Raw genomic sequence first — 20,906 nt, 5'->3', positions numbered from 1 at the left:
CGACCTTGGGCTCCTGCGTGCGCAGGAGAACATCCGCGACGTCACGCCGAGACCCGCTCGCGAACGGTACGGAACTCGATCTGCTTGTCGTAGGGCGCGCCGACGATCATCCGCTTCACATAGATCCCCGGCAGATGGATCGTATCGGGATCGAGGCTGCCGATGGGGACGATCTCCTCGACCTCGGCGACGCAGATTTTCCCCGCGGTGGCCATCGGCTGGTTGAAGTTGCGCGCGGTCTTGCGGAAGATCAGGTTGCCGCTCTCGTCCGCCTTCCAGCCCTTGATGATGCTAAGGTCGGCGCGGATGCCGCGTTCGAGGATATAATCCTGCCCGTCGAAGCTCTTCACCTCCTTGCCCTCCGCGACCAGCGTGCCGACGCCGGTCTTGGTATAGAAGCCGGGGATCCCCGCGCCGCCCGCCCGGCAGCGCTCGGCGAGCGTCCCCTGCGGGCAGAACTCGACCTCGAGCTCGCCGCTCAGATATTGCCGCTCGAACTCCTTGTTCTCGCCGACATAGGACGAGATCATCTTCTTGACCTGGCGCGAGCGGAGCAGCTTGCCGAGGCCCTGTCCGTCGATCCCGGCATTGTTGCTGGCGATCGTCAGGTCCTTGACCCCCGACGCCGCGATCGCGTCGATCAGCCGCTCGGGGATGCCGCACAGTCCGAACCCGCCGGCACAGATCGTCATGCCGTCGAACAGCACGCCCTCGAGTGCCGTTGCCGCATCGGTGTAGCGCTTGTTCGCCATGCATCCTCCTAGAGCTTTGGCCTCGCATAAGCCGCCGTCCGGCGCTCGGCAACTTAGTAAGCGAGCGCGAGACCGGGGCGTTTCCACCGTGTCTTCACCAGCCGGCCGCTGCCCGAGCAGGTGATGTAGGCGTCCATCCCGTCCGCGCCGCCCCAGCAGATGTTGGTGGTGAAGACGTCATCGGTCGCGACGAACTCGACCAGTTCGCCCGCCGGCGAGATCACGCTGATCCCGCATTCGCCGATCGTCGCGACGCAGATGTTGCCGCCCGCCTCGACGCCGAGCGAATCGAAGAACTTGTAGCCGGCGGGACGGTAGAGCGGCGTCCCCGCGGCGCTGGCGACCTTGCCCGGCGCGACGATGTCGAACGCCATCAGCCGGCACGTGAAGGTCTCCGCCGCGTACAGCCGCGTGCCGTCGGGCGAGAGGCCGATGCCGTTGGGATTTTCGCTGGGGAAGATCACTTCCGTGAGGTGGCTGCCGTCGGCCTTGGCGTAGAAGATGCCGGTGATGTCGCGCGCCCGATCGCGCGATTTGCCGTGATCGGTGAACCAGAAGCCGCCATGCGAATCGAAGACGATGTCGTTCGGGCCACGCAGCGTGCAGCCGAAGTCGCCGTCCCGGTAGAGCGTCTCGACCGCGCCGGTGGCGATATCGATCCGCTCGATCCGACCGCCCGAATAGTCGTGCGGCTGGCCGTGCGGGGTGAGGAAGCCGTTCGCCTCGCGCCAGGCGAAGCCGCCATTGTTGCAGCAATAGAGCATGCCGTCGGGACCGATCGCGAGCCCGTTGGGGCCGCCACCGGGTTCGGCGACCGTCGTCCTGATGCCATCGGCGGCGATGCGGGTGATGCGGCCGGCCTCGATCTCGACGAGGATGATGCTGCCATCGGGCATCGCGACCGGACCCTCGGGAAAGCGCAAGCCGCTGGCGACGGTGGTGAATTCGGTCATGATCCTCTCCTGCCCTGAGTCGGGTTAGGCCCCGGCTTCGTGAACACGGCAAGAGTAAGCGAGAACGCCGCGCGCGCACGACGTTTCTCGACTTCGCGCGAAACGGACGGCAGGATGCCGCGATGAGCACCACACGCACCGGCGGCCGCATCCTGGTCGACCAACTTGTCGCACAGGGCTGCGATCGGATCTTCACCGTCCCTGGAGAAAGCTTCCTCGCCGTCCTCGACGCGCTGCACGATACGCCGGCGATCGACCTGGTGGTGTGCCGGCAGGAGGGCGGCGTCGCGTTCATGGCGTGCGCGGACGGCACGCTGACGCACCGGCCCGGCGTGGCCTTCGTCACCCGCGGGCCAGGTGCGACCAATGCGTCGATCGGCGTGCACGTCGCGATGCAGGATTCGCAGCCGATGATATTGTTCGTGGGCGATATCGACCGCGGCACGCGCGACCGCGAGGCGTTCCAGGAGATCGACTTCCAGGCGATGTTCGGAGCCGTCGCCAAATGGGCGGCGCGGATCGACGATGCGCGGCGGATCCCGGAATATGTCGCGCGCGCTTATGCGACCGCGCTTTCGGGGCGGCCGGGGCCGGTGGTGCTTGCGCTGCCCGAGGACATGCTGCTCGACGTGGTGGAGGCGGTGGATCGGCCGCGGGTCGAGCGCGTGGCGCAAGGCTGCGACACCGATACGATGGATTTGCTGGCCGATCTGCTGACCACCGCCGAACGGCCCGTCGCGATCGTCGGCGGCGCGGGCTGGGACGTCGCCGCGTCGGGCGCGTTCTCGACCTGGGCGGACCGCAACGGCGTGCCCGTCGCAGCGGCGTTCCGGCGGCAGGATGCGATCCCGAACGACTGCCCGGTCTGGGCGGGCAATCTCGGCTATGGCCCCAACCCCAAGCTGGTCGAACGGGTGAAGGCGGCGGATCTGCTGCTGATCGTCGGCCCGCGATTGGGCGAGGCGACGACCGATGGCTATGCGCTGATCACACCCGATCATCCGGGTCAGCGGATCGTCCATGTCCATCCCGATCCCGACGAGCTCAACCGCGCCTACCGCGCGGACGTCGCGGTGTGCGCGGGGATGGCGGAGTTCGCCGAGGCGTTGCTGCTGCTCGACCTGCCGCCGCGCACCGCCGGGCAGGAGGCGCATGCCGAGTGGCTGGACTGGTCGACGCCGCGCCCGCGCGATCTGGCGATGGATCTGGGGCCGTGCGTGATCGCGATGCGCGAGCGGCTGCCCGCGGATGCGATCATTTGCAACGGCGCGGGGAATTATTCGGGCTGGTGGCATCGCTACTGGGCGTATGCCGGACCGGGGACGCAGCTTGCGCCGACCGCCGGGGCGATGGGCTATGGCGTGCCGGCAGCAGTGGCGGCATCGCTGCGGCATCCCGAGCGGACGGTCGTCGCGCTCGCGGGCGACGGGTGTTTCCTGATGAACGGGCAGGAGCTGGCGAGCGCGGTGGCGCACGGGGCGGACATGCTCGTGCTGGTCGTCGACAATGGTGGGTACGGGACGATCCGGATGCACCAGGAGCGGGAGTATCCGGGCCGCGTGTCGGGGACAGCGTTGCGCAATCCGGACTTCGCGGCGCTCGGGCGCGCTTACGGGTGTTGGGCGGAGACGGTGACGCAGACGGGCGATTTCGTCGATGCGCTGGACCGCGCGATGGCGCGAACGGGCGTGCGGATGCTGCACCTGGTGACGGATATCGAGGCGATTACCGCTGGGACGACGCTCGCAAAGGTGCGCGGGGGTCGGTGATATCGGGCCAGGGTGACGGCCATTTTTTAAACTGGAGCCCCTCCCCGGCGAAGGCCGGGGCCCAGTTGGGGGACAGCAGTAACTGCGCACAGTCCTCCGTTACGTCGGCCTTCCCACCTGGGCCCCGGCCTTCGCCGGGGTGGGGCTGACGTTAGGTGAGCGCCTTACCTCACTGTTCCCCCGCGAAGGCGGGGGGCCAGGGTAGCGGGCGCTGTCGGTACTTAGCTGGGCCCCCGCATCCGCGGGGGAACGGGCGAGGGCCCCGCGCCTTCGCGAGAAGCCGAGCCGAGGCCCGTCAGCCCGCCAGCGCCGCCCGCACCGCGGCCACGGCGTCCGCCGCCTTGTCGCCATCGGGGCCGCCGCCCTGCGCCATGTCGGGACGGCCACCGCCACCCTGCCCGCCGAGCGCCGCGACCGCGATCTTCAGCAGGTCGACGGCGTTGCGGCTCGCGACCAGATCCGCGGTCACGCCGACCGCGACCGAGGCGCGGCCGTCGTTGATCGCAACGAGCATCGCGATCCCCGACCCCAGCCGCTGCTTGGCCTCGTCGACCGCGCCGCGCAGGCCCTTCGCCTCGAAATCGTTCAGCACCTGCCCGATGAACGCCACGCCGCCGACCTCTTCGGGGCCAGCAGCCTCACCGCCGCCGCCGCCGCCGAGCGCCAGCGCCTTCTTCGCATCGGCCAGTTCGCGCTCGAGACGCCGACGATCCTCGATCAGCGCCGCGACGCGCGCGGGCACTTCGTCGGGGGTCGATTTCAGGGCCGCCGCCGCCTCGCGCAGGCGATCGTCGCGGCCGGTCATATAGGCGCGCGCCGCCTCGCCGGTCAGCGCCTCGACGCGGCGCACGCCGCTCGACACCGCGCCTTCGCCGACGACCTTGAACAGCCCGATATCACCGAGCGCGGTGACATGCGTGCCGCCGCACAGTTCGATCGAATAGGTGCCCTCGTCCGTGGACCCCATCGAGACGACGCGGACCTCGTCGCCATATTTCTCGCCGAACAGCGCCATCGCGCCCATCGCGATCGCATCGTCGGGCGTCATCAGCAGCGTTGTCACCGCGCCGTTGCCGCGGACCTGCGCGTTCACATCGGCCTCGACCTGCGCGATGTCGGCGGGGGTCATCGCGACCGGTTGCGAGAAGTCGAAGCGCAGGCGGTCGGGCGCGACGAGGCTCCCCTTCTGCGCGACATGCTTGCCGAGGCGTTCACGCAAAGCCTCGTGCAGCAGATGCGTCGCGGAGTGGTTGGCGCGGATCTGCGCGCGGCGCGCGACGTCGATCTGGAGCTTGACGGACTCGCCGACCTTGATGCCGCCCGCATCGACGATCGCGTGATGGACGAACACGCGGCCGAGCTGCTTCGATGTCTCGGTGACGGTCGCGCGCAGCCCGGTGTCGGTCGAGATGTGCCCGGCATCGCCGACCTGCCCGCCGCTCTCGCCGTAGAACGGCGTCTGGTTGACGACGATCGACACCGTATCGCCGGTGGTCGCATGGTCGACGCGCGCGCCGTCCTTGACCAAGGCGACGACCTCGCCCTCGCCGGTGTCCGACGCATAGCCGAGAAATTCGGTGCCGCCGGCCTGCTCGACGATATCGAACCAGATATCGTCCGAGGCCTTGGCGCCCGAGCCCTTCCACGCGGCGCGCGCCGCGCGCTTCTGCTCGGCCATCGCGGTGTCGAAGCCTTCGCGGTCGACCGCGAGCCCGCGGTCGCGCAGTGCGTCCTCGGTCAGGTCGTACGGGAAGCCATAGGTGTCGTAGAGCTTGAACGCGACGTCACCCGCGAGCGTCCCCTCGGTCATGTCCGCGGTCGCCTCGTCGAGCAGCTTCAGCCCCTTGTCGAGCGTCTGGCGGAAGCGCGTCTCCTCCTGCTGCAGCGTCGCCTCGATCAGCGGGCGCGCGCGCGACAGTTCGGGATAGGCGGCGCCCATCTCGGTGACGAGAGCGGGGACCAGCCGGTGCATCAACGGCTCCTTGGCGCCAAGGATATGCGCGTGGCGCATCGCGCGGCGCATGATCCGGCGCAGCACGTAGCCGCGGCCTTCGTTGGCGGGCAGCACGCCGTCTGCGACCAGGAAGCCCGCGGTACGCAGATGGTCGGCGATCACGCGGTGGCTGGCCGTATTCGCGCCGTTCGTCGCGGTATGCGTCAGCGCGCCCGACGCCGCGATCAGCGCCTTGAACGTGTCGGTGTCGTAATTGTCGGTGACGCCCTGCATCACCGCGGCGATCCGCTCGAGCCCCATGCCGGTGTCGATCGAGGGCTTGGGCAGGTTGCCGACGATCTCGGCATTTTCCTGCTCATATTGCATGAACACGAGGTTCCAGATCTCGACGAAGCGATCGCCATCCTCGTCGGGACTGCCGGGAGGGCCGCCGGGGATGTGGTCGCCGTGGTCGTAGAAGATCTCCGAGCACGGTCCGCACGGTCCGTTGTCGCCCATCGACCAGAAATTGTCCTTGGTCGGGATGCGGATGATGCGGTGCTCGGGGAGGCCCGCGATCTTCTTCCAGAGGTCGAACGCCTCGTCGTCGGTGTGATAGACGGTCGCGGTCAGTCTGTCCGGCGACAGGCCCCATTCCTTGGTCAGCAGCGTCCAGGCGTGCGTGATCGCCTGTTCCTTGAAATAATCGCCGAACGAGAAATTACCGAGCATTTCGAAGAAGGTGTGATGCCGTGCGGTATAGCCGACATTGTCGAGATCATTGTGCTTGCCGCCCGCGCGGACGCACTTCTGGCTGGACGTCGCAGTGCTGTAGGGACGCGATTCGAGACCGGTAAAGACGTTCTTGAACGGCACCATCCCCGCATTGACGAACATCAGCGTCGGGTCGTTCTGCGGCACCAGCGGCGCGGAGGGCACGATCTGGTGCCCCTGCGAACCGAAATAGTCGAGGAAGCCGCGGCGGATGTCGTTCGTCGATGTCATGCCGGGGGACTTAGGCGAGCGCGGCGGTTCGCTCAAGTAGAGGTGTGTGTGGGGGCATGACGGCATTACCAGCGTAGTATGGGTCCCCGCGAAGGCGGGGACCCAGCCTGGGCTCCCGCCTTCGCGGGAGAACAAGGAGGTGCGGGGTGTCGCTGGTCACAGCCTCCACCCCGGCGAAGGCCGGGGCCCAGTTGGGGGACCGCAGTAACAACGGATCGCGCTCCGTTATTGCCACCTTTCCAACTGGACCCCGGCCTCCGCCGGGGTGGTGGAGTGTGTGGTAAGTTACCTCACCCCAAAGGTGCGTCGATCGATCTGGGCGGCTTGCTAAACCATGCCGGCCCGGAATCGGTCATGTGGAAGCAGTCCTCGATCCGGACACCATATCTGCCCGGCGTATAAAGCCCAGGTTCGTCGGAGAAGCACATCCCCGCCGCCAACCGCGTCGTCTCGCCGCGGACGAAGTTGACGGGTTCGTGGCCGTCCATACCGATCCCGTGCCCCGTCCGGTGCGACAGGCCGGGGAGCGTGTAGCCCGGACCGTAGCCGAGCGTTTCGTAATAGCGCCGGACCGCATCATCGACGCTGCCCGCGGTCGCGCCGATCTTTGCGGCGGCAAAGGCGACCTGTTGCCCGCGGGCCACCTGATCCCAGGTCTTGCGCTGGTCGGCGGTCGCGGCGCCGTGGACCCAGGTGCGCGAGACGTCGGACTGATAGCCTTGCACCGTGCACCCGCAATCCATCAGCACGACCTGCCCGTCGGCGACGCGGTGGATCTCGCGGCTGCCGTGCGGATAGGCCGACGCCTCGCCGACCAGCGCCATCGAGAATTCGGGCGCGCCGCCCAAAGCCTTCGTCGCGGCGGTCATCAGCGCGCCGATCTGCGCGCCGGTCATGCCGGTTTCGACGCGCGCCTTGGTCCAGCGATAGGCGGCGAGCGTGACGTCGGTCGCCGTCTGCATCAGCGCGATCTCGGCAGGGGTCTTGATCATCCGGCTGGCGCGGACGACCGGATCGGCCGACACGATCTTCGCCCCCGGCAGCACGCGTGCAAGGCCCGCATAGGCGAAATAGCGGACGTCGGCCTCCAGCGCGATCGGCCGCGCGGCGAGTTTGCGATCGCGCAGGAACCCGGCCACCACGCGCAGCGGATTCTCGTCCTCCTGCCACACGCGGACGTCGGCGGGGACGGCGAGCGTCTCGCGCACCGAGGGCTCCTCGAAGAAGGGCGTGACGATGCACGGCGTCCCCTCGACCGGAATCACCGCCAGCGTCAGCCGCTCGCTGGTGTGCCAGCGGACGCCGGTGAAGTAGATCATAGACGATCCGGGCTCGATCAGCACCGCGCCGATCCCCGCCGCCTTCATCAGCGACTGCGCGCGAACCAGCCGTGCGGCGCGCTCGGCGGCGTCGATCGGTTTCGCTGCGCCAGTGATATCGGACAGCGCGGACAGGTCCGGTTCCGCGGCGCGCAGGAGGGTGCTAATGGACAGCAAAGGCGCCGCGGCGGCAAGGCCAAGCAGCGTGCGGCGCGAAGGTTTAAAGGCGGTCATCGACATCGCCGGACGATAGGGTGCTTGACCCGAGCGCCGCAATCCCCTTCCCTCGCGCACGAAATTCGGGAGCGATTAATGGCCAAGCGGCTAACCTATTACATCTTGCTGGGGCTGGTCGCGGGTCTGGTCGTCGGCTGGATCCTCAACGCATCGATCGACGACGGCACCGCCGCATCGGCCGCGCAGCTGAAGGACATTGCGGGCTATTTTTCGATCGTGACGTCGCTGTTCCTGCGGCTGATCAAGATGATCATCGCGCCGCTAGTCTTCTCGACGCTGGTCGTCGGCATCGCGCATATGGGCGACACCGGCGCGCTGGGTCGCGTCGGCCTGCGCAGCCTCGGCTGGTTCGTCTGCGCGTCGCTATTGTCGCTGACGCTGGGCATGATCCTGGTCAATGTGTTGCAGCCGGGCGTCGGCCTCGAGTTGGCGATCCCGCCCGCGACCGCGTCGAGCGGGGTGGATGCCGCGGCGTTCGACCTCGCCAAGTTCATCTCGCACATCGTCCCCGATTCGATGATCGCGGCGATGGCGAGCAACGAGATCCTGCAGATCGTCGTGTTCTCGGTGTTCGTCGGCGTGGCGATCACCGCGGTCGGCGAGAAGGCCGCCCCGCTCGTCAAGGCGATCGAGGCGCTGGTCGCCGTCATGCTCCAGATCACCAATTACGTGATGCGGTTCGCGCCGTTCGCGGTGTTCGCCGCGGTGACCGCGACGCTCGCCGAGCGCGGCCCGAGCATTCTCGGCGATCTCGGCTATTTCATGCTGTGCTTCTATCTGGGGCTCGCGCTGCTGTGGGCGCTGCTGATCGGGATCGCGTTCGTGCTGATCGGCCCGCGGACTCGGTTGCTGGTGCGCTATATCCGCGATCCGCTGATCCTCGCCTTCTCGGCGGCGTCGTCCGAGGCGGCGTATCCGCGGACGCTGGAGGCGCTCGACCGGTTCGGCGTGCCGCCGCGGATCGCGAGCTTCGTGCTGCCGCTCGGCTATTCGTTCAACCTCGACGGATCGATGATGTACATGACGTTCGCGTCGCTGTTCATCGCGCAGGCCTATGGCATCGACATGCCGATCGGGCAGCAGATCGCGATGCTGCTGGTGCTGATGGTGACGTCGAAGGGGATCGCCGGCGTGCCGCGCGCGTCGCTGGTGGTGATCGCGGGGACGCTGTCGATGTTCAAGATCCCCGAGGCGGGTATCCTGCTGATCCTGGCCGTGGACCATTTCCTCGACATGGGGCGCTCGGCGACCAATGTGATCGGCAATGCGGTCGCGGCGACGGTGGTGGCGAAGTGGGAGGGCGGGCTCGACGAGCGCGAGCCCGCCGACCGCGATCCGCCGGTGGCGCCGACCGGGCATGGGCCGAAGACCAATGTCGACAGCTTCGACAAGATTAGTCCGGGTCAGGGTTGAGGCGGACAGCGGTGAAGTTACGTCCGTTATCCCGGGAACGTCCGTCACCCCGGCAATCTTCGTCATCCCAGCGAAGGCTGGGATCCAGAGCCACGATCGGCGCGCGCGTGGCTCTGGATCCTGGGTCGAGCCCAGGATGACGGACGTTGGGAGGCGGTGGCGTGATCCAGACGCTCAGGCGTAGGCGTAGGGGCCGCCCTTTCTGAGCCCGGCCTGATATGCCGGCCGCGCATGGACCTTGCCGAGCCAGGCGATCGTCGCGGGGCGGGACTCGTTCAGGCCGCCGCGGCTGCGCGCGGCCTCGAGCGGGAAGCTCATCATGATGTCGGCGGCGGTCATCTCGTTACCGGAGAACCAGGGACGCTGCGACAGCTCGGATTCGACATAGTCGAGATGGACGTCGATCATCGGCTGGATCCTCTTGACCGCGAGCTTGCCCATGATCGGGATGCGCGCGAGGACGAGCTTCAATAGCAGAGGCGGCATCATCGAGCCTTCGGCGTAATGCAGCCAGAAGCGGTAGCGCAGCGCGCCGGCGCGGTTCGCAGGCGCACCGAGCTTGCCGTCCGCCTTGTCGACGAGATATTCGACGATCGCGCCGGTCTCGGCGATGATCTGCCCCTCATCCTCGATCACCGGCGACTTGCCGAGCGGGTGGACCTTCTTGAGCTCGGGCGGGGCGAGCATGGTCTGCGGGTTCCGTTCGTAGCGCTTCATCACATAGGGGAGTCCGAGTTCCTCGAGCATCCAGAGGATGCGCTGCGACCGCGAGTTTTCGAGGTGGTGGACGATGATCATGCTGGCTCCCCTGCTCTTCTATCCCGCCGACACGCTTATCGGGCCGCGGTGCGCGCCGTCCAAATCCAGGCGACGGCGGGAAATTCCACCATGTCGCCGATGCGGTGACGGTCGCAGACAAGGTTGAGACGCGCGATGTGGCGCGCGCGTTCCGCGGGCGCCGCATCGCGGATCGCGGAGGCGGCGGGGCCGATGCGGCGGAAATAGTTGACCGCGTCCGCGATGGGGTCGCGCCCGCCGCCGGCGCGATAGGCAAAGTCGATCCGGCGCGGCGGTTCTGCGTGCCAGCCGGCCTTGGCGAGGATGGCGGCGACATGGCCTGGGTCGGCGAACGCGAACGGGCCGGGCGTAGTCGTCGCCGGCGCGTCCGCATCTCCGCCGGTTGCGGCGATGGTTTCGGTGGCCCAGCGATTGGCGGCGCGCTCCGCGAAACAGGAGAAGACGAGGGGTGCGGCCGGGGCGGCGGCAGCGGCGAGCGTGGCGAAGGCGGCGATGGGGTCGGCGAAGAACATGACGCCGTGGCGCGAGACGTAGAGATCGACCGGGGCGTGGTTCGCGGCGGCGGCGGTGATGTCGGCGCAATCGAATTGCGCGTTGGTTTGATCGGCGGCGCGCTGCCGGGCTGTCTCAATCAGCGTGGGGGAGAGATCTATCCCGGTGACGGTCGCGTTCGGGAGCGCCTGCGCGGTGGCGAGCGTGGTCGCGCCCGCGCCGCAGCCGATGTCGATGACCTTGGCTGTTTGCGGCGACGCGGCGGCGAGGATCGCGGCGTTCAGATGCGGCGTGAGGTTGGCGAAGCTGCGGTCGGTGCGGCGCCATTCCTCGGCCCAGACGTCGCCAATCCTGCCGGTCCAGTCAAAGCCTGTGGTCATCAGCGGCGCGCTTCATGCTTGGGGTTCGGGGCATTGGGGGGAGTGAAGTATAGAAAGTATAGACGCTCGCGCGGGGTCTGCGTCGAGGGATTTTTCGCGGCCGCGGTAGATTGCGTATCCGTTTTTCCCCGCGACGGCGGGGATCCAGTCTGGGCTCCCGCCTTCGCGGGAGATCATCGGGGCGCGAGCGTCGTAGCACCTGAATTGGAAAGCCATCCCAATTGGGCCCCGGCCTTCGCCGGGGTGGCGTGGGTTTGGGTTGTCATGGCACTCGACATGAGCGGCCTTCCCAACTGGGCCCCGGCCTTCGCCGGGGTGATGCGGGCTTGCGTCGTCGTGGCACTCGACATGAGCGGCCTTCCCAACTGGCCCCGGCGTTCGCCGGGGTGGTGTGGGCTTGGGGGCGACGCGTTTCCTCGCGTGCCCTCACCCTCCCATTGCAAGGGCAATGGGCCCCTCCCTCTCCCCCGAGGGGAGAGGGTCAAGCAGTCCGGCTCTCCCGCTTGACGGGAGAGCGTTCGGGTTATGCGTCGTCTTCGGCGCCGGGGCCTACCATCATTTCCTCGGCGACCTTGTCGGTGCGCGCGCGGATCTGCTTTTCGAGGCGGTCGGCGGTTTCGGGGTTGTCCTTTAGGAAGGTCTTCGAATTCTCGCGACCCTGGCCGAGCCGGACGCTGTCGTAGCTGAACCACGCGCCCGACTTCTCGACGAGCCCGGCCTTCACGCCGAGATCGAGAATCTCGCCGAGCTTGGAGACGCCCTGCCCGTACATGATGTCGAACTCGACCTGCTTGAACGGCGGCGCGACCTTGTTCTTGACGACCTTCACGCGAGTCTGGTTGCCCGTCACCTCTTCACCGGCCTTGACCGCGCCGATGCGGCGGATGTCGAGGCGGACCGAGGCGTAGAATTTCAGCGCGTTGCCGCCCGTCGTCGTCTCCGGGTTGCCGTACATCACGCCGATCTTCATGCGGAGCTGGTTGATGAAGATCACCATGCAGCGCGAGCGGCTGATCGAGCCGGTGAGCTTGCGCAAGCTCTGCGACATCAGACGCGCCTGGAGCCCGACATGGCTGTCGCCCATCTCGCCCTCGATTTCCGCGCGCGGCACGAGGGCCGCAACCGAGTCGACCACGAGCACGTCGATCGCGTTCGAGCGCACCAGCGTGTCGACGATCTCGAGCGCCTGCTCGCCGGTGTCGGGCTGCGACACGATCAACTCGTCGATGTTGACGCCGAGCTTCTTGGCGTAGACCGGATCGAGCGCATGCTCGGCATCGACGAACGCCGCGGTGCCGCCATTCTTCTGCGCCTCGGCGATCACGTGGAGCGCGAGCGTGGTCTTGCCCGAGCTTTCCGGACCGTAGATCTCGATCACGCGGCCGCGCGGCAGGCCGCCGACGCCGAGCGCGATGTCGAGCCCGAGCGAGCCCGTCGAGATGACCTCGACCTGCATCGTTTCCTTGGAGCCAAGGCGCATCGCCGAGCCCTTGCCGAACGCGCGGTCGATCTGCGCGAGCGCGGCGTCGAGCGCCTTCTGGCGGTCGTTGGTTGCGGTTGCCATGCCGGTGTCGATCACTTTCAAATTAGCGGCCATCGAATATGCTCCCATCGCTAAAGCAAGCGCGCGTGCCATTCAACGCGTCAAACGCCATGTATTCTCTTTGTTCTCCTGGAACAAGTGTGGAACATCGGGTTTCCGCGAAAAAGGCAGAGTTTGGTCAATAATGGGTCGGGTCGTTTAGGCGCACGCTTGGGAGTGGCCGGCGTATTCGTTTTTGGGTCTGGGTCCTGACTTTCGTCAGGATGACGACGCGCGGTGGGAGGCCGTTCAGGCGAGCGTCGTTGCGAGCGTCCACCAGCCGCGGGCTAAAGCGGCGGTTGCGGCAGCGTCCCTGGCTTCGGCTGTCTCGAAAAGGGCGAAGCAGGTGGCGCCGGATCCGGACATTCTGGACAGCAAGACCTCGTGTGCCGCGTCGAGAAGCGTGCGGACGTCGGCGATGACGGGGGCCAAGGCCAATGCGGGGGGCTCCAGATCGTTGCGGCCGGCGGTTGCGCGCGTGAGAAGGTCGCCTTCGGGGATCGGGCCGCGATCCTGGCCATCCCACGTCTTGAAGACCGCGGCGGTGGAGACCGCGACGCCGGGATTTACGAGGAGGAGCGGCGTTCCGGACAGGCCCTCGAGGTTTGCGAGGGTGTCGCCCTTGCCGGTGCCGAGCGTGGTGCGGTTGGCGAGGCAGGCGGGGACGTCCGCGCCGAGCGTTGCGGCGATCGCGTGGAGGCGGGGATCGGTCGGCCCGACGCAGTGGAGGCGGGCGAGCGCGCGGAGCGTCGCGGCGGCGTCGGCCGAGCCGCCGCCGATGCCCGAGGCGATCGGGAGGTGCTTTTCGAGCGTTATCGCGTGGTGGGTGTCTGGGGCGAACGCGGCGGTGAAGGCGTCGGCCGCGGCGGTGACGAGGTTGCCACCCCATGCCGCCACCCCGGCGGAGGCCGGGGTGGTGTTGTGTTTTGGGGCGGGGAGCAGCGCATCCGCGAAGGGGCCGGTGATGGTGAAGCTGTTCGCGGCGGCCGGTTCGACGGTGACGATGTCGCCGTCGGTGGCGAAGGCGAACAGCGTTTCGAGCTCGTGATAGCCGTCGTCGCGGCGGCGGCGGACGTGGAGCGCCAGGTTGATCTTCGCAGGCGCGGGTTCGGTGGTGGCGGGCATCGTGGGTCTCGGGGTTTGCGGTTCGGGTTGGGCTTAGCGGACGGAGGGGCGCTGGCAACGCCAGCCTCCCGTCATCCTGACGAAAGTCGGGATCCAGCGTAACGAGCGATGCCGTGCCCGGCTCTGGATCCTGACTTTCGTCAGGACGACGCAAGGGGGGGCGCACTTCGCCAGGTTCGGGCTAGGCACTGCCCGGTGCTGGCCCCTTCCCGTTGCGATACGCGAGTCAGCGACGCGCGTTTGGCGGGAGGCCGTTCGTGATCTTCGCAGTCAGGCGCGCGGTATCGCTGGGTTCGGCGGTCAGCAGCGCGGCGCGCCAGGCGTAGCGGGCTTCATAGTGTCGGCCGACGCTCCAATAGGCGTCGCCGAGGTGATCCGCGATTTCGGCATTGGTGGGCTCGGCCTGCGCGGCGGTTTCGAGCAGCGGCAGCGCGCGCGCGGTGTTGCCGGAGAGGTGATAGGCCCAACCCAGCGAATCGGTGATCGAGGCATTGGTGGGATCGAGGCGGGTGGCGCGTTCGAGCAGCTTGAGCGCGGCGGGGATGTCGTCGCCATGCTCGACCTGCGCGAAGCCGAGATAATTGAGTGCAAGCGGTTGCGCCGGGCCGCGCGCGACGGCCTTTTCGAGCGCGTCGCGGGCCTCGGGCCAGCGGCCGGCCTGATCGAGCGCGCCGCCATATTGCAGCCATGCCGCCCAGCTGCCGCCCGTGTCGGCGTCGGCGGCGATGACGCGCTGGTAATAAGTGGCGGCATCGGCGGGGTTGCCGGTGGTCAGGAGCAGATCGGCATAGCGTTGCCAGTCAGCGGCCCCCGCCCCCGGCTGGTCGACGCGGTTCTTGGCGGCGGCAAGCGCCTCGCCGTCGCGGTCGGCGTTGGCGAGGATGTCGATTCGCGCGGCGGCGGCGGCGGCGGCAGAGGGACTTTTCGGACCGATCTCATCGAGGACGATGAGCGCGCGGTCGACGATCTCGGTGCGGGCGAGCGCGTCAGCGAGCAGGACGCGCGCGCCGTCGTAGCGCGGGTCGGCGCGCAGTGCAGCCTGCGTCAGGGCGATCGACAGCGGCGAGGGTTCGCCCGCGGCGAGATCACTGGCGAGGCGGGTGAGCAGGCGTGAGACGCCGATCGCGAGTGGTTGCCTGGTGGGCGCCGCGGCGATCAGCGTCCGGGTTTCGGCGGCGAAGCGGTTGGCGACCGGGTCCTTCGCGGCGGTGGCGAGCGACGGTTCGGGATCGCGACCTTCGGCGTGCGCAACCCAGGCGTAGAGCGAGGGCGCGAGGACCACGAGCGGACCGGTCGCGAGCGTGGATATGGCGGCGCTCGCGGCTTTGGTATCGCCCTGTCGTGCGGCCTCGGCGAGCGGGAGCAGCGCGGCATCGGCGGGGGCAACGCCCGCCCTGCCGAGGACAGCGGCGGCGCGCGTGGCGAGCGGCATGTCACCCGCCTTGAGCGCTTCGCGATAGGCGCGGATCGCGACGACGGGATCGGCGGGCGATGCCGCCAGCACCTTGGCATAGCTGGCGGCGGCAAGGTCGGGGCGCCCCGCGGCATCGGCGGCGCGCGCCTTCAGATAGGCGGAGAGATCCCCCGTCTCGGCCGCGGCGGGTGCCGCCACGGCGAGACCGAGCAGGAGGAATAGAGGCGGACGAAGGGGCTTACATGTTGGGATAATTGGGGCCTCCGCCGCCCTCGGGTACGACCCAGTTGATGTTCTGGGTGGGGTCCTTGATGTCACAGGTCTTGCAGTGGACGCAGTTCTGCGCGTTGATGACGAACTTCGGATCGCCCTCTTCGACGCCGACGACCTCGTAAACGCCGGCCGGGCAATAGCGTTGCGCGGGCTCGTCGTACATCGGCAGGTTGTAGGTGATCGGCACCGCCGGATCCTTGAGCGTCAGGTGGACCGGCTGGTCCTCCTCATGGTTGGTGTTCGAAATGAACACCGACGAGAGACGATCGAAGGTGAGGACGCCATCCGCCTTGGGATAGTCGATCGGCTTGACCAGATCCTTGCGCCACAGGCTCTCGTGATCGGGGTGATGGTGCATCGTGAAGGGCACCTTGATCCCCAGATGCTCGAGCCACATCGTCACGCCGGCGAGACCCGAGCCGACCAAGTCGCCGAACTTCTTGACCAGCGGCACGACGTTGCGGACGACCGACAGCTCCTTCTTGACCCACGACGTCTCGAACGCCGCGGGATAGGCGGCGAGCTCGTCATGGCCGCGCTGCGACACGATCGCCTCGACCGCGGCCTCGGCGGCCATCATGCCGGACTTCATCGCGGTGTGCGTGCCCTTGATCCGCGGCACGTTGAGGAAGCCGGCACTGTCGCCGATCAGCGCGGCGCCGGGCATCACGAGCTTGGGGATCGACTGCAGCCCGCCATCGCTGATCGCGCGCGCGCCGTAGCTGACGCGCTTGGCGCCCTTGAGCAGCGCGGCGATCTCGGGGTGCGTCTTCCAGCGCTGCATCTCGTGAAACGGTGAGAGATGCGGGTTGGTGTAGTTCAGCCACGTGACGAAGCCGATCGAGACCTGACCGTTTGCCTGGTGATAGATCCAGCCGCCGCCGTTCGAGCCGTCGGTTTCGGTCAGCGGCCAGCCCTGCGTATGGATCACGCGGCCGGGGCTGTGGAGCGCGGGATCGATGTCCCAGAGCTCCTTGATGCCGAGGCCATAGACCTGCGGATCGCTGTCCTTGGCTAGATCGAACTTGGCGATCAGCTGCTTGGTCAGGTGACCGCGGCAGCCTTCCGAGAAGAAGGTGTACTTCGCGTGGAGTTCGAGGCCGGGGGTGTAGTCGCCCTTGTGCGTGCCGTCGCGCGCGACGCCCATGTCGCCGGTCGCGACGCCCTTGACCGAGCCGTCGTCGTTGAACAGGATTTCGGCGGCGGCGAAGCCCGGGAAGATCTCAACGCCGAGTTCCTCCGCCTTGCCCGCGAGCCAGCGACACAGATTGCCGAGGCTGCCGGTGTAGGTGCCCTTGTTGTGCATGAACGACGGCGTGACGAAGTGCGGCATTTCGCTCTTCTTCGTCTTGCTGAGGATCCAGTGGTGGTTCTCGGTCACCGGCACCTCGGCGAGCGGGCAGCCGTCCTCGCGCCAGTCGGGGAGCAGTTCGTCGAGGCTCTTCGGATCGATGACCGCGCCCGACAGGATGTGCGCGCCGACCTCGGAGCCCTTTTCGAGCACGCAGACGCTGATCTCGGCGTCCTTCTCGGCCGCCATCTGTTTGAGACGGATCGCTGCCGAGAGACCGGCCGGGCCTGCGCCGACGATCACCACGTCATAGGGCATCGATTCACGTGTCGTCATCATCGTCTCCCGGGGGATGTCCCCTGTCTGCCTGGCTTTCCGTCCGGCCCGCGCGCTTCGGCGTTCGTTCGGGCTCGGGCCGGCACCGTCTTGTCCATTATGGCGATTGCGCGAGTTGACCGCCACGTCAACCGTCCAGCATAGGTTACCCTGTGGGGGCGGACCAAACCATCGACTGGCGAAATGCCGCGGCGAGCGCGCTCGACTGGTGGCACGAGGCTGGCGTCGACACGCTGGTCGACGACGTCCCGCGCGACTGGTTCGCGGCGCCGGAGCCACTCGTGGTGCCCGCCGCGGCGCCTGCCGGACCGGTCGTCGCACAGTCCGCGATGCCGCTTTTGCTTGCCGATTTTCTCGACTGGCGGCGCGGCGCGGCGGTTCCCGAGGCGGACTGGAGCGGGGTGTCGCTGGCGGCCATGGGCCCGGCTGACGCTACGGTCATGGTGCTTGTCGATTGCCCGGATCGCGACGATGGCGATGCCGGGGCGCTCCTGAGCGGCGCCTCGGGGCGGCTGCTCGACCGGATGCTCGCAGCGATCGGGTTGACGCGCGATGACGTGCATCTCGCGGCGGTCTGCGCAAAGCGGCCGACCGCAGGGCGGATCCATAGCGACGTCGAGGAGCGATTGGCAGAAATCGCCAAGCATCACATCGGGTTGGTTGCGCCGCAGCGGTTGCTGCTGCTGGGCAATGCGGCGAGCCGTGCGATCCTCGGGACGGAATTACAGGCGGCGCGCGGGCGTTTACACGACTTTAACCATAAGACCGGAGAAACGGGGGCTGGTTCTACGGCGGTCGTCGCGAGCTTCCATCCGCGGTTTCTGATCGAGAAGCCGGCGGCCAAGGCCGAGGCCTGGAAGGACTTGCAGATGCTGATGGGCGCACAGATGTCGCAAAAGGGCGCACGATGATTCGAACTCTTGCTATCGTTCTGGGGCTAAGCGCCCTCCCCCTTCCGGCTTTCGCCGCGACGATCGCGGGCGAGCCCGGTGGCAATACCCGGCTCGGCGCGACGCAGCTCGTCGGTGCGCCGACATTGGAGCAGATCCCCGACCAGCTCGATCCAGACCAGCGCGAGGCGTACAGGACCGTGTTCGCAGCGATCCGCGACGGCAAGTGGACCGACGCGCAGATCGGGCTCGACACGATGAAGCCCGGCCCGCTGCACGCCATCGCGCGTGCGGAGATGTATACGGCCAAGGGTTCGCCCAGGGTCGAGATGGAGCCGCTCGTCGCGCTGCTCAACGAAGCGCCGGAGCTGCCCGAGGCCGAGCAGATCTCGCGCCTCGCCGCGATGCGCGGTGCCGTCGACCTTCCCCCGCTGCCCGTCGCGCAGCGTCTGATCTGGCAGGACGGCGCGCCGCGTCGCGTCCGCGCCAAGAGCCTCAAGGGCGACATGATCGCCGCCGATCTCGCGCTCAAGATGCAGCCCTACGTCAAGGCGGACATGGGCCGCGAGGCGCAGTCGCTGCTCGAAAGCACGCCCGGGCTCACCCCCGAGGCGCTGACCGAGTGGCAGCAGAAGATCGCGTGGATCTATTTCCTCCAGGGCGACGATGCGAACGCACGGGTCATGGCTACCAAGGCGCAGGACGGCGTCGGCGACTGGGCGGTGCAGGGTCGCTGGGTCAACGCGCTGTCGGCATGGCGGCAGAACGACTGCGCGAATGCCGAAACCGGGTTCGAGGGCGTCGCGGCGCGCGCCGGCGACGTCGACCTGCGCGCGGCGGCGCTGTACTGGGCGTCGCGCGCGGACATGGTGTGTGCGCGCCCCGACAAGATCGAGGGTCGCCTGAAGGCGGCGGCGCAGTTCAGCGAGAGCTTCTACGGCCAGCTCGCGCGCCAGCAGCTGGCGATGAAGGACAAGGGGACGTCGGTCGGCGGGCTCGTCGCGAGCGACTGGAAGGTCGTCGGCAAGCGCCCCAACGTCCGCGTCGCCGCGGCGCTGGTCGAGGTCGGCGAGACCGATCTCGCCGATACCGTCATCCGCCAGCAGGCCAAGATCGGCGACCCGCGCGAATTCGCCAATCTGGTCCGCGTCGCCGAGGCGCTGAGCCTGCCCGCGACCACCGTGTTCCTCGCGCACAACTGCCCGCAGGGCGTCACGTCGACCGCCGAGGCGCGCTATCCGACGCCGAACTGGACGCCGGACAGCGGCTGGCACATCGACAAGGCGCTGGTCTATGCGCACACGCTCGAGGAATCGCGGTTCCGCAACACCGTGAAGAGCCCGGCGGGCGCCTATGGCCTGATGCAGATCATGCCCGCCGCCGCGACCGACTTCGCGCGCGAACGCGGCACCGCGATCGACATGAAGGCGCTCACCAAGCCGTCGACCAACATGGATATCGGCCAGCGCCATCTCGAGCGGCTTCGCGACATGGCGGGCGTGACCGGCGGGCTCCTGCCCAAGGTGATCGCCGCCTATAATGCGGGTCCCCGTCCGGTCGGCGACTGGAACGCGATCGTCCATGATAACGGCGATCCGCTGCTGTACATCGAGAGCATCCCCTATTGGGAAACGCGCGGCTACGTGACCACGGTATTGCGCAATTACTGGATGTACGAGGCACAGGGCGGCAAGAAGGCATCGACCAGCCGCAACGCGCTGGCGCAAGGCATGTGGCCGCGCTTCCCCGGTCTGCCGGGTGCGTCCGCGGTCCGGATGGCCGCCAAGCCGTACACGCAATATCACGCCAGCGTGACGCCGGTGCAGGCGACCCTCGCGGTCAATGCGAACGTCGGACCACGCTCCACCACCGTCACGCGCGCGGACTGAGTTTCATGCCGATCGATGAAAGCCGGACGTTCCTGCCGGTACGGATTGCCGTGCTGACGGTGTCCGACACGCGCGGCCTCGCCGAGGATCGCTCGGGCGACACTCTCGTCGCGCGGCTGACCGAGGCGGGTCACATCCTCGCCGATCGCCGGATCGAGAAGGACGATGTCGAGACGATCGTCTCGCGGCTGCACGCCTGGGTCGGCGATCCCGAGGTCGACTGCGTCATCACCACCGGCGGCACCGGCGTGACGGGGCGCGACGTGACCCCCGAGGCAATCGAGCAGGTCGCCGAGAAGATGATCCCCGGCTTTGGCGAACTCTTCCGCATGCTGAGCTACCAGACGATCGGCACCTCGACCGTGCAGTCGCGCGCCTGCGCCTGCGTGTCGCACGGCACCTATATCTTCGCGCTGCCCGGCTCGACCGGCGCGGTGAAGGACGGCTGGGACGGCATATTGCGCGACCAGCTCGACAGCCGCCATCGCCCCTGCAACTTCGTCGAACTGATGCCGCGGTTGCTGGAACGCTAAAAGCACCAATACCCCGTACATGGCACCAAATCATGGTGTTGCGATCGGAACACCGCTTCCGGTGCAAAACGGTCAGCCTCAAGAATATCGCATGATTCGAGCCCGCTGCGTGCGTGTATCGCCGTATTAGGAAACTGGCACACTCGATGCATTGGTCGTCATGCACCCGATCAGGGGTGCGACACCAACGATCCGAAGGACGCCATCATGCCATCGCTCATCCTGAACAGCTTCATCGCCGCCGCCATGGTCGTGACCGCTGCGCCGGCCCTCGCCGGCGAAACACAGCCGACCACGGCACTGAAATACGATGCAAAGACGCAGAAATATTGCCTGACCGATCCGGCCGTCACCGGCACACACCTCCAGCGCAAGACGTGCAAGAGCGCGACGCAGTGGAGCGCCGACGGACTCGACATGCCGAAGACGACGATGGCCGAGACCACGGTCCAGTCCACGACGGTGATGGTCGCGCAGAAGTGACGCGCCGCGGGCGGCGGCGGCACCGTACCGGTGCCGCCG

Annotated in this window: 16 protein-coding genes; 6 read left to right on the top strand and 10 right to left on the bottom strand. The window is 67.8% G+C overall.

Features of this window, described 5'->3' with window-relative positions:
• Nucleotides 1-41: 41 nt before the first annotated feature.
• Nucleotides 42-752 carry a CoA transferase subunit A gene (locus tag ASF00_RS12705; protein ID WP_055879583.1) on the bottom strand — a complete coding sequence of 237 codons (711 nt, stop codon included), beginning with the start codon at nucleotides 750-752 and terminating at the stop codon, nucleotides 42-44.
• Between the two features lie 53 nt (nucleotides 753-805).
• Entirely contained in the window at nucleotides 806-1,705 is a 900-nt protein-coding gene (locus tag ASF00_RS12700; protein WP_055879579.1) for an SMP-30/gluconolactonase/LRE family protein, read from the bottom strand.
• Nucleotides 1,706-1,827: 122 nt separating this feature from the next.
• Between ASF00_RS12700 and ASF00_RS12695 the strand changes: the two genes are divergently transcribed.
• Nucleotides 1,828-3,474, top strand: coding sequence for a thiamine pyrophosphate-binding protein (locus ASF00_RS12695; RefSeq protein ID WP_055879576.1), 1,647 nt, complete (start codon nucleotides 1,828-1,830; stop codon nucleotides 3,472-3,474).
• A gap of 295 nt (nucleotides 3,475-3,769) precedes the next feature.
• On the opposite strand, the gene alaS is transcribed toward ASF00_RS12695, so the two are convergent.
• Together alaS and ASF00_RS12685 are read right to left on the bottom strand one after the other, a co-directional pair.
• A complete protein-coding gene (gene alaS / locus ASF00_RS12690) occupies nucleotides 3,770-6,412 on the bottom strand; it encodes an alanine--tRNA ligase (protein ID WP_055879574.1) in 2,643 nt (880 codons plus the stop codon).
• Between the two features lie 290 nt (nucleotides 6,413-6,702).
• The gene (locus ASF00_RS12685) at nucleotides 6,703-7,965 is read right to left on the bottom strand and encodes a M24 family metallopeptidase (protein ID WP_156348333.1); all 1,263 of its coding nucleotides are present in this window, start codon (nucleotides 7,963-7,965) and stop codon (nucleotides 6,703-6,705) included.
• A gap of 78 nt (nucleotides 7,966-8,043) precedes the next feature.
• On the opposite strand from ASF00_RS12685, the gene ASF00_RS12680 reads away from it, so the two are divergent.
• Complete coding sequence (locus tag ASF00_RS12680) at nucleotides 8,044-9,381, top strand: dicarboxylate/amino acid:cation symporter (protein WP_055879567.1); 1,338 nt, start codon at nucleotides 8,044-8,046, stop codon at nucleotides 9,379-9,381.
• 174 nt (nucleotides 9,382-9,555) lie between these two features.
• On the opposite strand, the gene ASF00_RS12675 is transcribed toward ASF00_RS12680, so the two are convergent.
• From ASF00_RS12675 to ASF00_RS12650, 6 genes are all read right to left on the bottom strand, one after another.
• On the bottom strand, nucleotides 9,556-10,179 hold the full coding sequence (locus ASF00_RS12675; RefSeq protein ID WP_055879564.1) for a glutathione S-transferase family protein: 624 nt from the start codon (nucleotides 10,177-10,179) through the stop codon (nucleotides 9,556-9,558).
• 35 nt (nucleotides 10,180-10,214) lie between these two features.
• Nucleotides 10,215-11,051: a class I SAM-dependent methyltransferase gene (locus ASF00_RS12670; RefSeq protein ID WP_055879561.1), complete on the bottom strand. Its 837-nt coding sequence runs from the start codon at nucleotides 11,049-11,051 to the stop codon at nucleotides 10,215-10,217.
• Between the two features lie 523 nt (nucleotides 11,052-11,574).
• Nucleotides 11,575-12,648: a recombinase RecA gene (gene recA, locus ASF00_RS12665; protein WP_055880491.1), complete on the bottom strand. Its 1,074-nt coding sequence runs from the start codon at nucleotides 12,646-12,648 to the stop codon at nucleotides 11,575-11,577.
• 234 nt (nucleotides 12,649-12,882) lie between these two features.
• Complete coding sequence (locus tag ASF00_RS12660) at nucleotides 12,883-13,758, bottom strand: 4-(cytidine 5'-diphospho)-2-C-methyl-D-erythritol kinase (RefSeq protein ID WP_055879559.1); 876 nt, start codon at nucleotides 13,756-13,758, stop codon at nucleotides 12,883-12,885.
• Between the two features lie 226 nt (nucleotides 13,759-13,984).
• The gene (locus tag ASF00_RS12655; protein WP_055879556.1) at nucleotides 13,985-15,370 is read right to left on the bottom strand and encodes a tetratricopeptide repeat protein; all 1,386 of its coding nucleotides are present in this window, start codon (nucleotides 15,368-15,370) and stop codon (nucleotides 13,985-13,987) included.
• A 40-nt stretch (nucleotides 15,371-15,410) separates the two neighbouring features.
• Nucleotides 15,411-17,072 (bottom strand): electron transfer flavoprotein-ubiquinone oxidoreductase, encoded by a 1,662-nt coding sequence (locus tag ASF00_RS12650; RefSeq protein WP_055880478.1) that lies wholly within the window; start codon nucleotides 17,070-17,072, stop codon nucleotides 15,411-15,413.
• A gap of 152 nt (nucleotides 17,073-17,224) precedes the next feature.
• Here ASF00_RS12650 and ASF00_RS12645 point away from each other — a divergent pair, with 152 nt between their 5' ends.
• The 4 genes from ASF00_RS12645 to ASF00_RS12630 all read left to right on the top strand — a co-directional run bounded on the left by ASF00_RS12645 (nucleotide 17,225) and on the right by ASF00_RS12630 (nucleotide 20,867).
• Nucleotides 17,225-17,983 (top strand): uracil-DNA glycosylase, encoded by a 759-nt coding sequence (locus ASF00_RS12645; protein WP_055879553.1) that lies wholly within the window; start codon nucleotides 17,225-17,227, stop codon nucleotides 17,981-17,983.
• Nucleotides 17,980-19,851, top strand: a complete 1,872-nt coding sequence (locus ASF00_RS12640; RefSeq protein ID WP_055879551.1) for a lytic transglycosylase domain-containing protein — start codon at nucleotides 17,980-17,982, stop codon at nucleotides 19,849-19,851. The genes ASF00_RS12645 and ASF00_RS12640 overlap by 4 nt, the downstream gene beginning before the upstream one ends.
• 5 nt (nucleotides 19,852-19,856) lie before the next feature.
• The gene (gene moaB / locus ASF00_RS12635) at nucleotides 19,857-20,384 is read left to right on the top strand and encodes a molybdenum cofactor biosynthesis protein B (RefSeq protein WP_055879548.1); all 528 of its coding nucleotides are present in this window, start codon (nucleotides 19,857-19,859) and stop codon (nucleotides 20,382-20,384) included.
• Between the two features lie 207 nt (nucleotides 20,385-20,591).
• Nucleotides 20,592-20,867, top strand: a complete 276-nt coding sequence (locus ASF00_RS12630) for a hypothetical protein (RefSeq protein ID WP_055879545.1) — start codon at nucleotides 20,592-20,594, stop codon at nucleotides 20,865-20,867.
• The last annotated feature ends 39 nt before the right edge of the window (nucleotides 20,868-20,906 follow it).

Origin of the sequence: Sphingomonas sp. Leaf34 (genome assembly GCF_001421805.1) — a bacterium.
Lineage (GTDB): Bacteria > Pseudomonadota > Alphaproteobacteria > Sphingomonadales > Sphingomonadaceae > Sphingomonas.
Note: the sequence above shows the minus strand (reverse complement) of the source record. Positions and strands in the feature narration are given on the sequence as shown.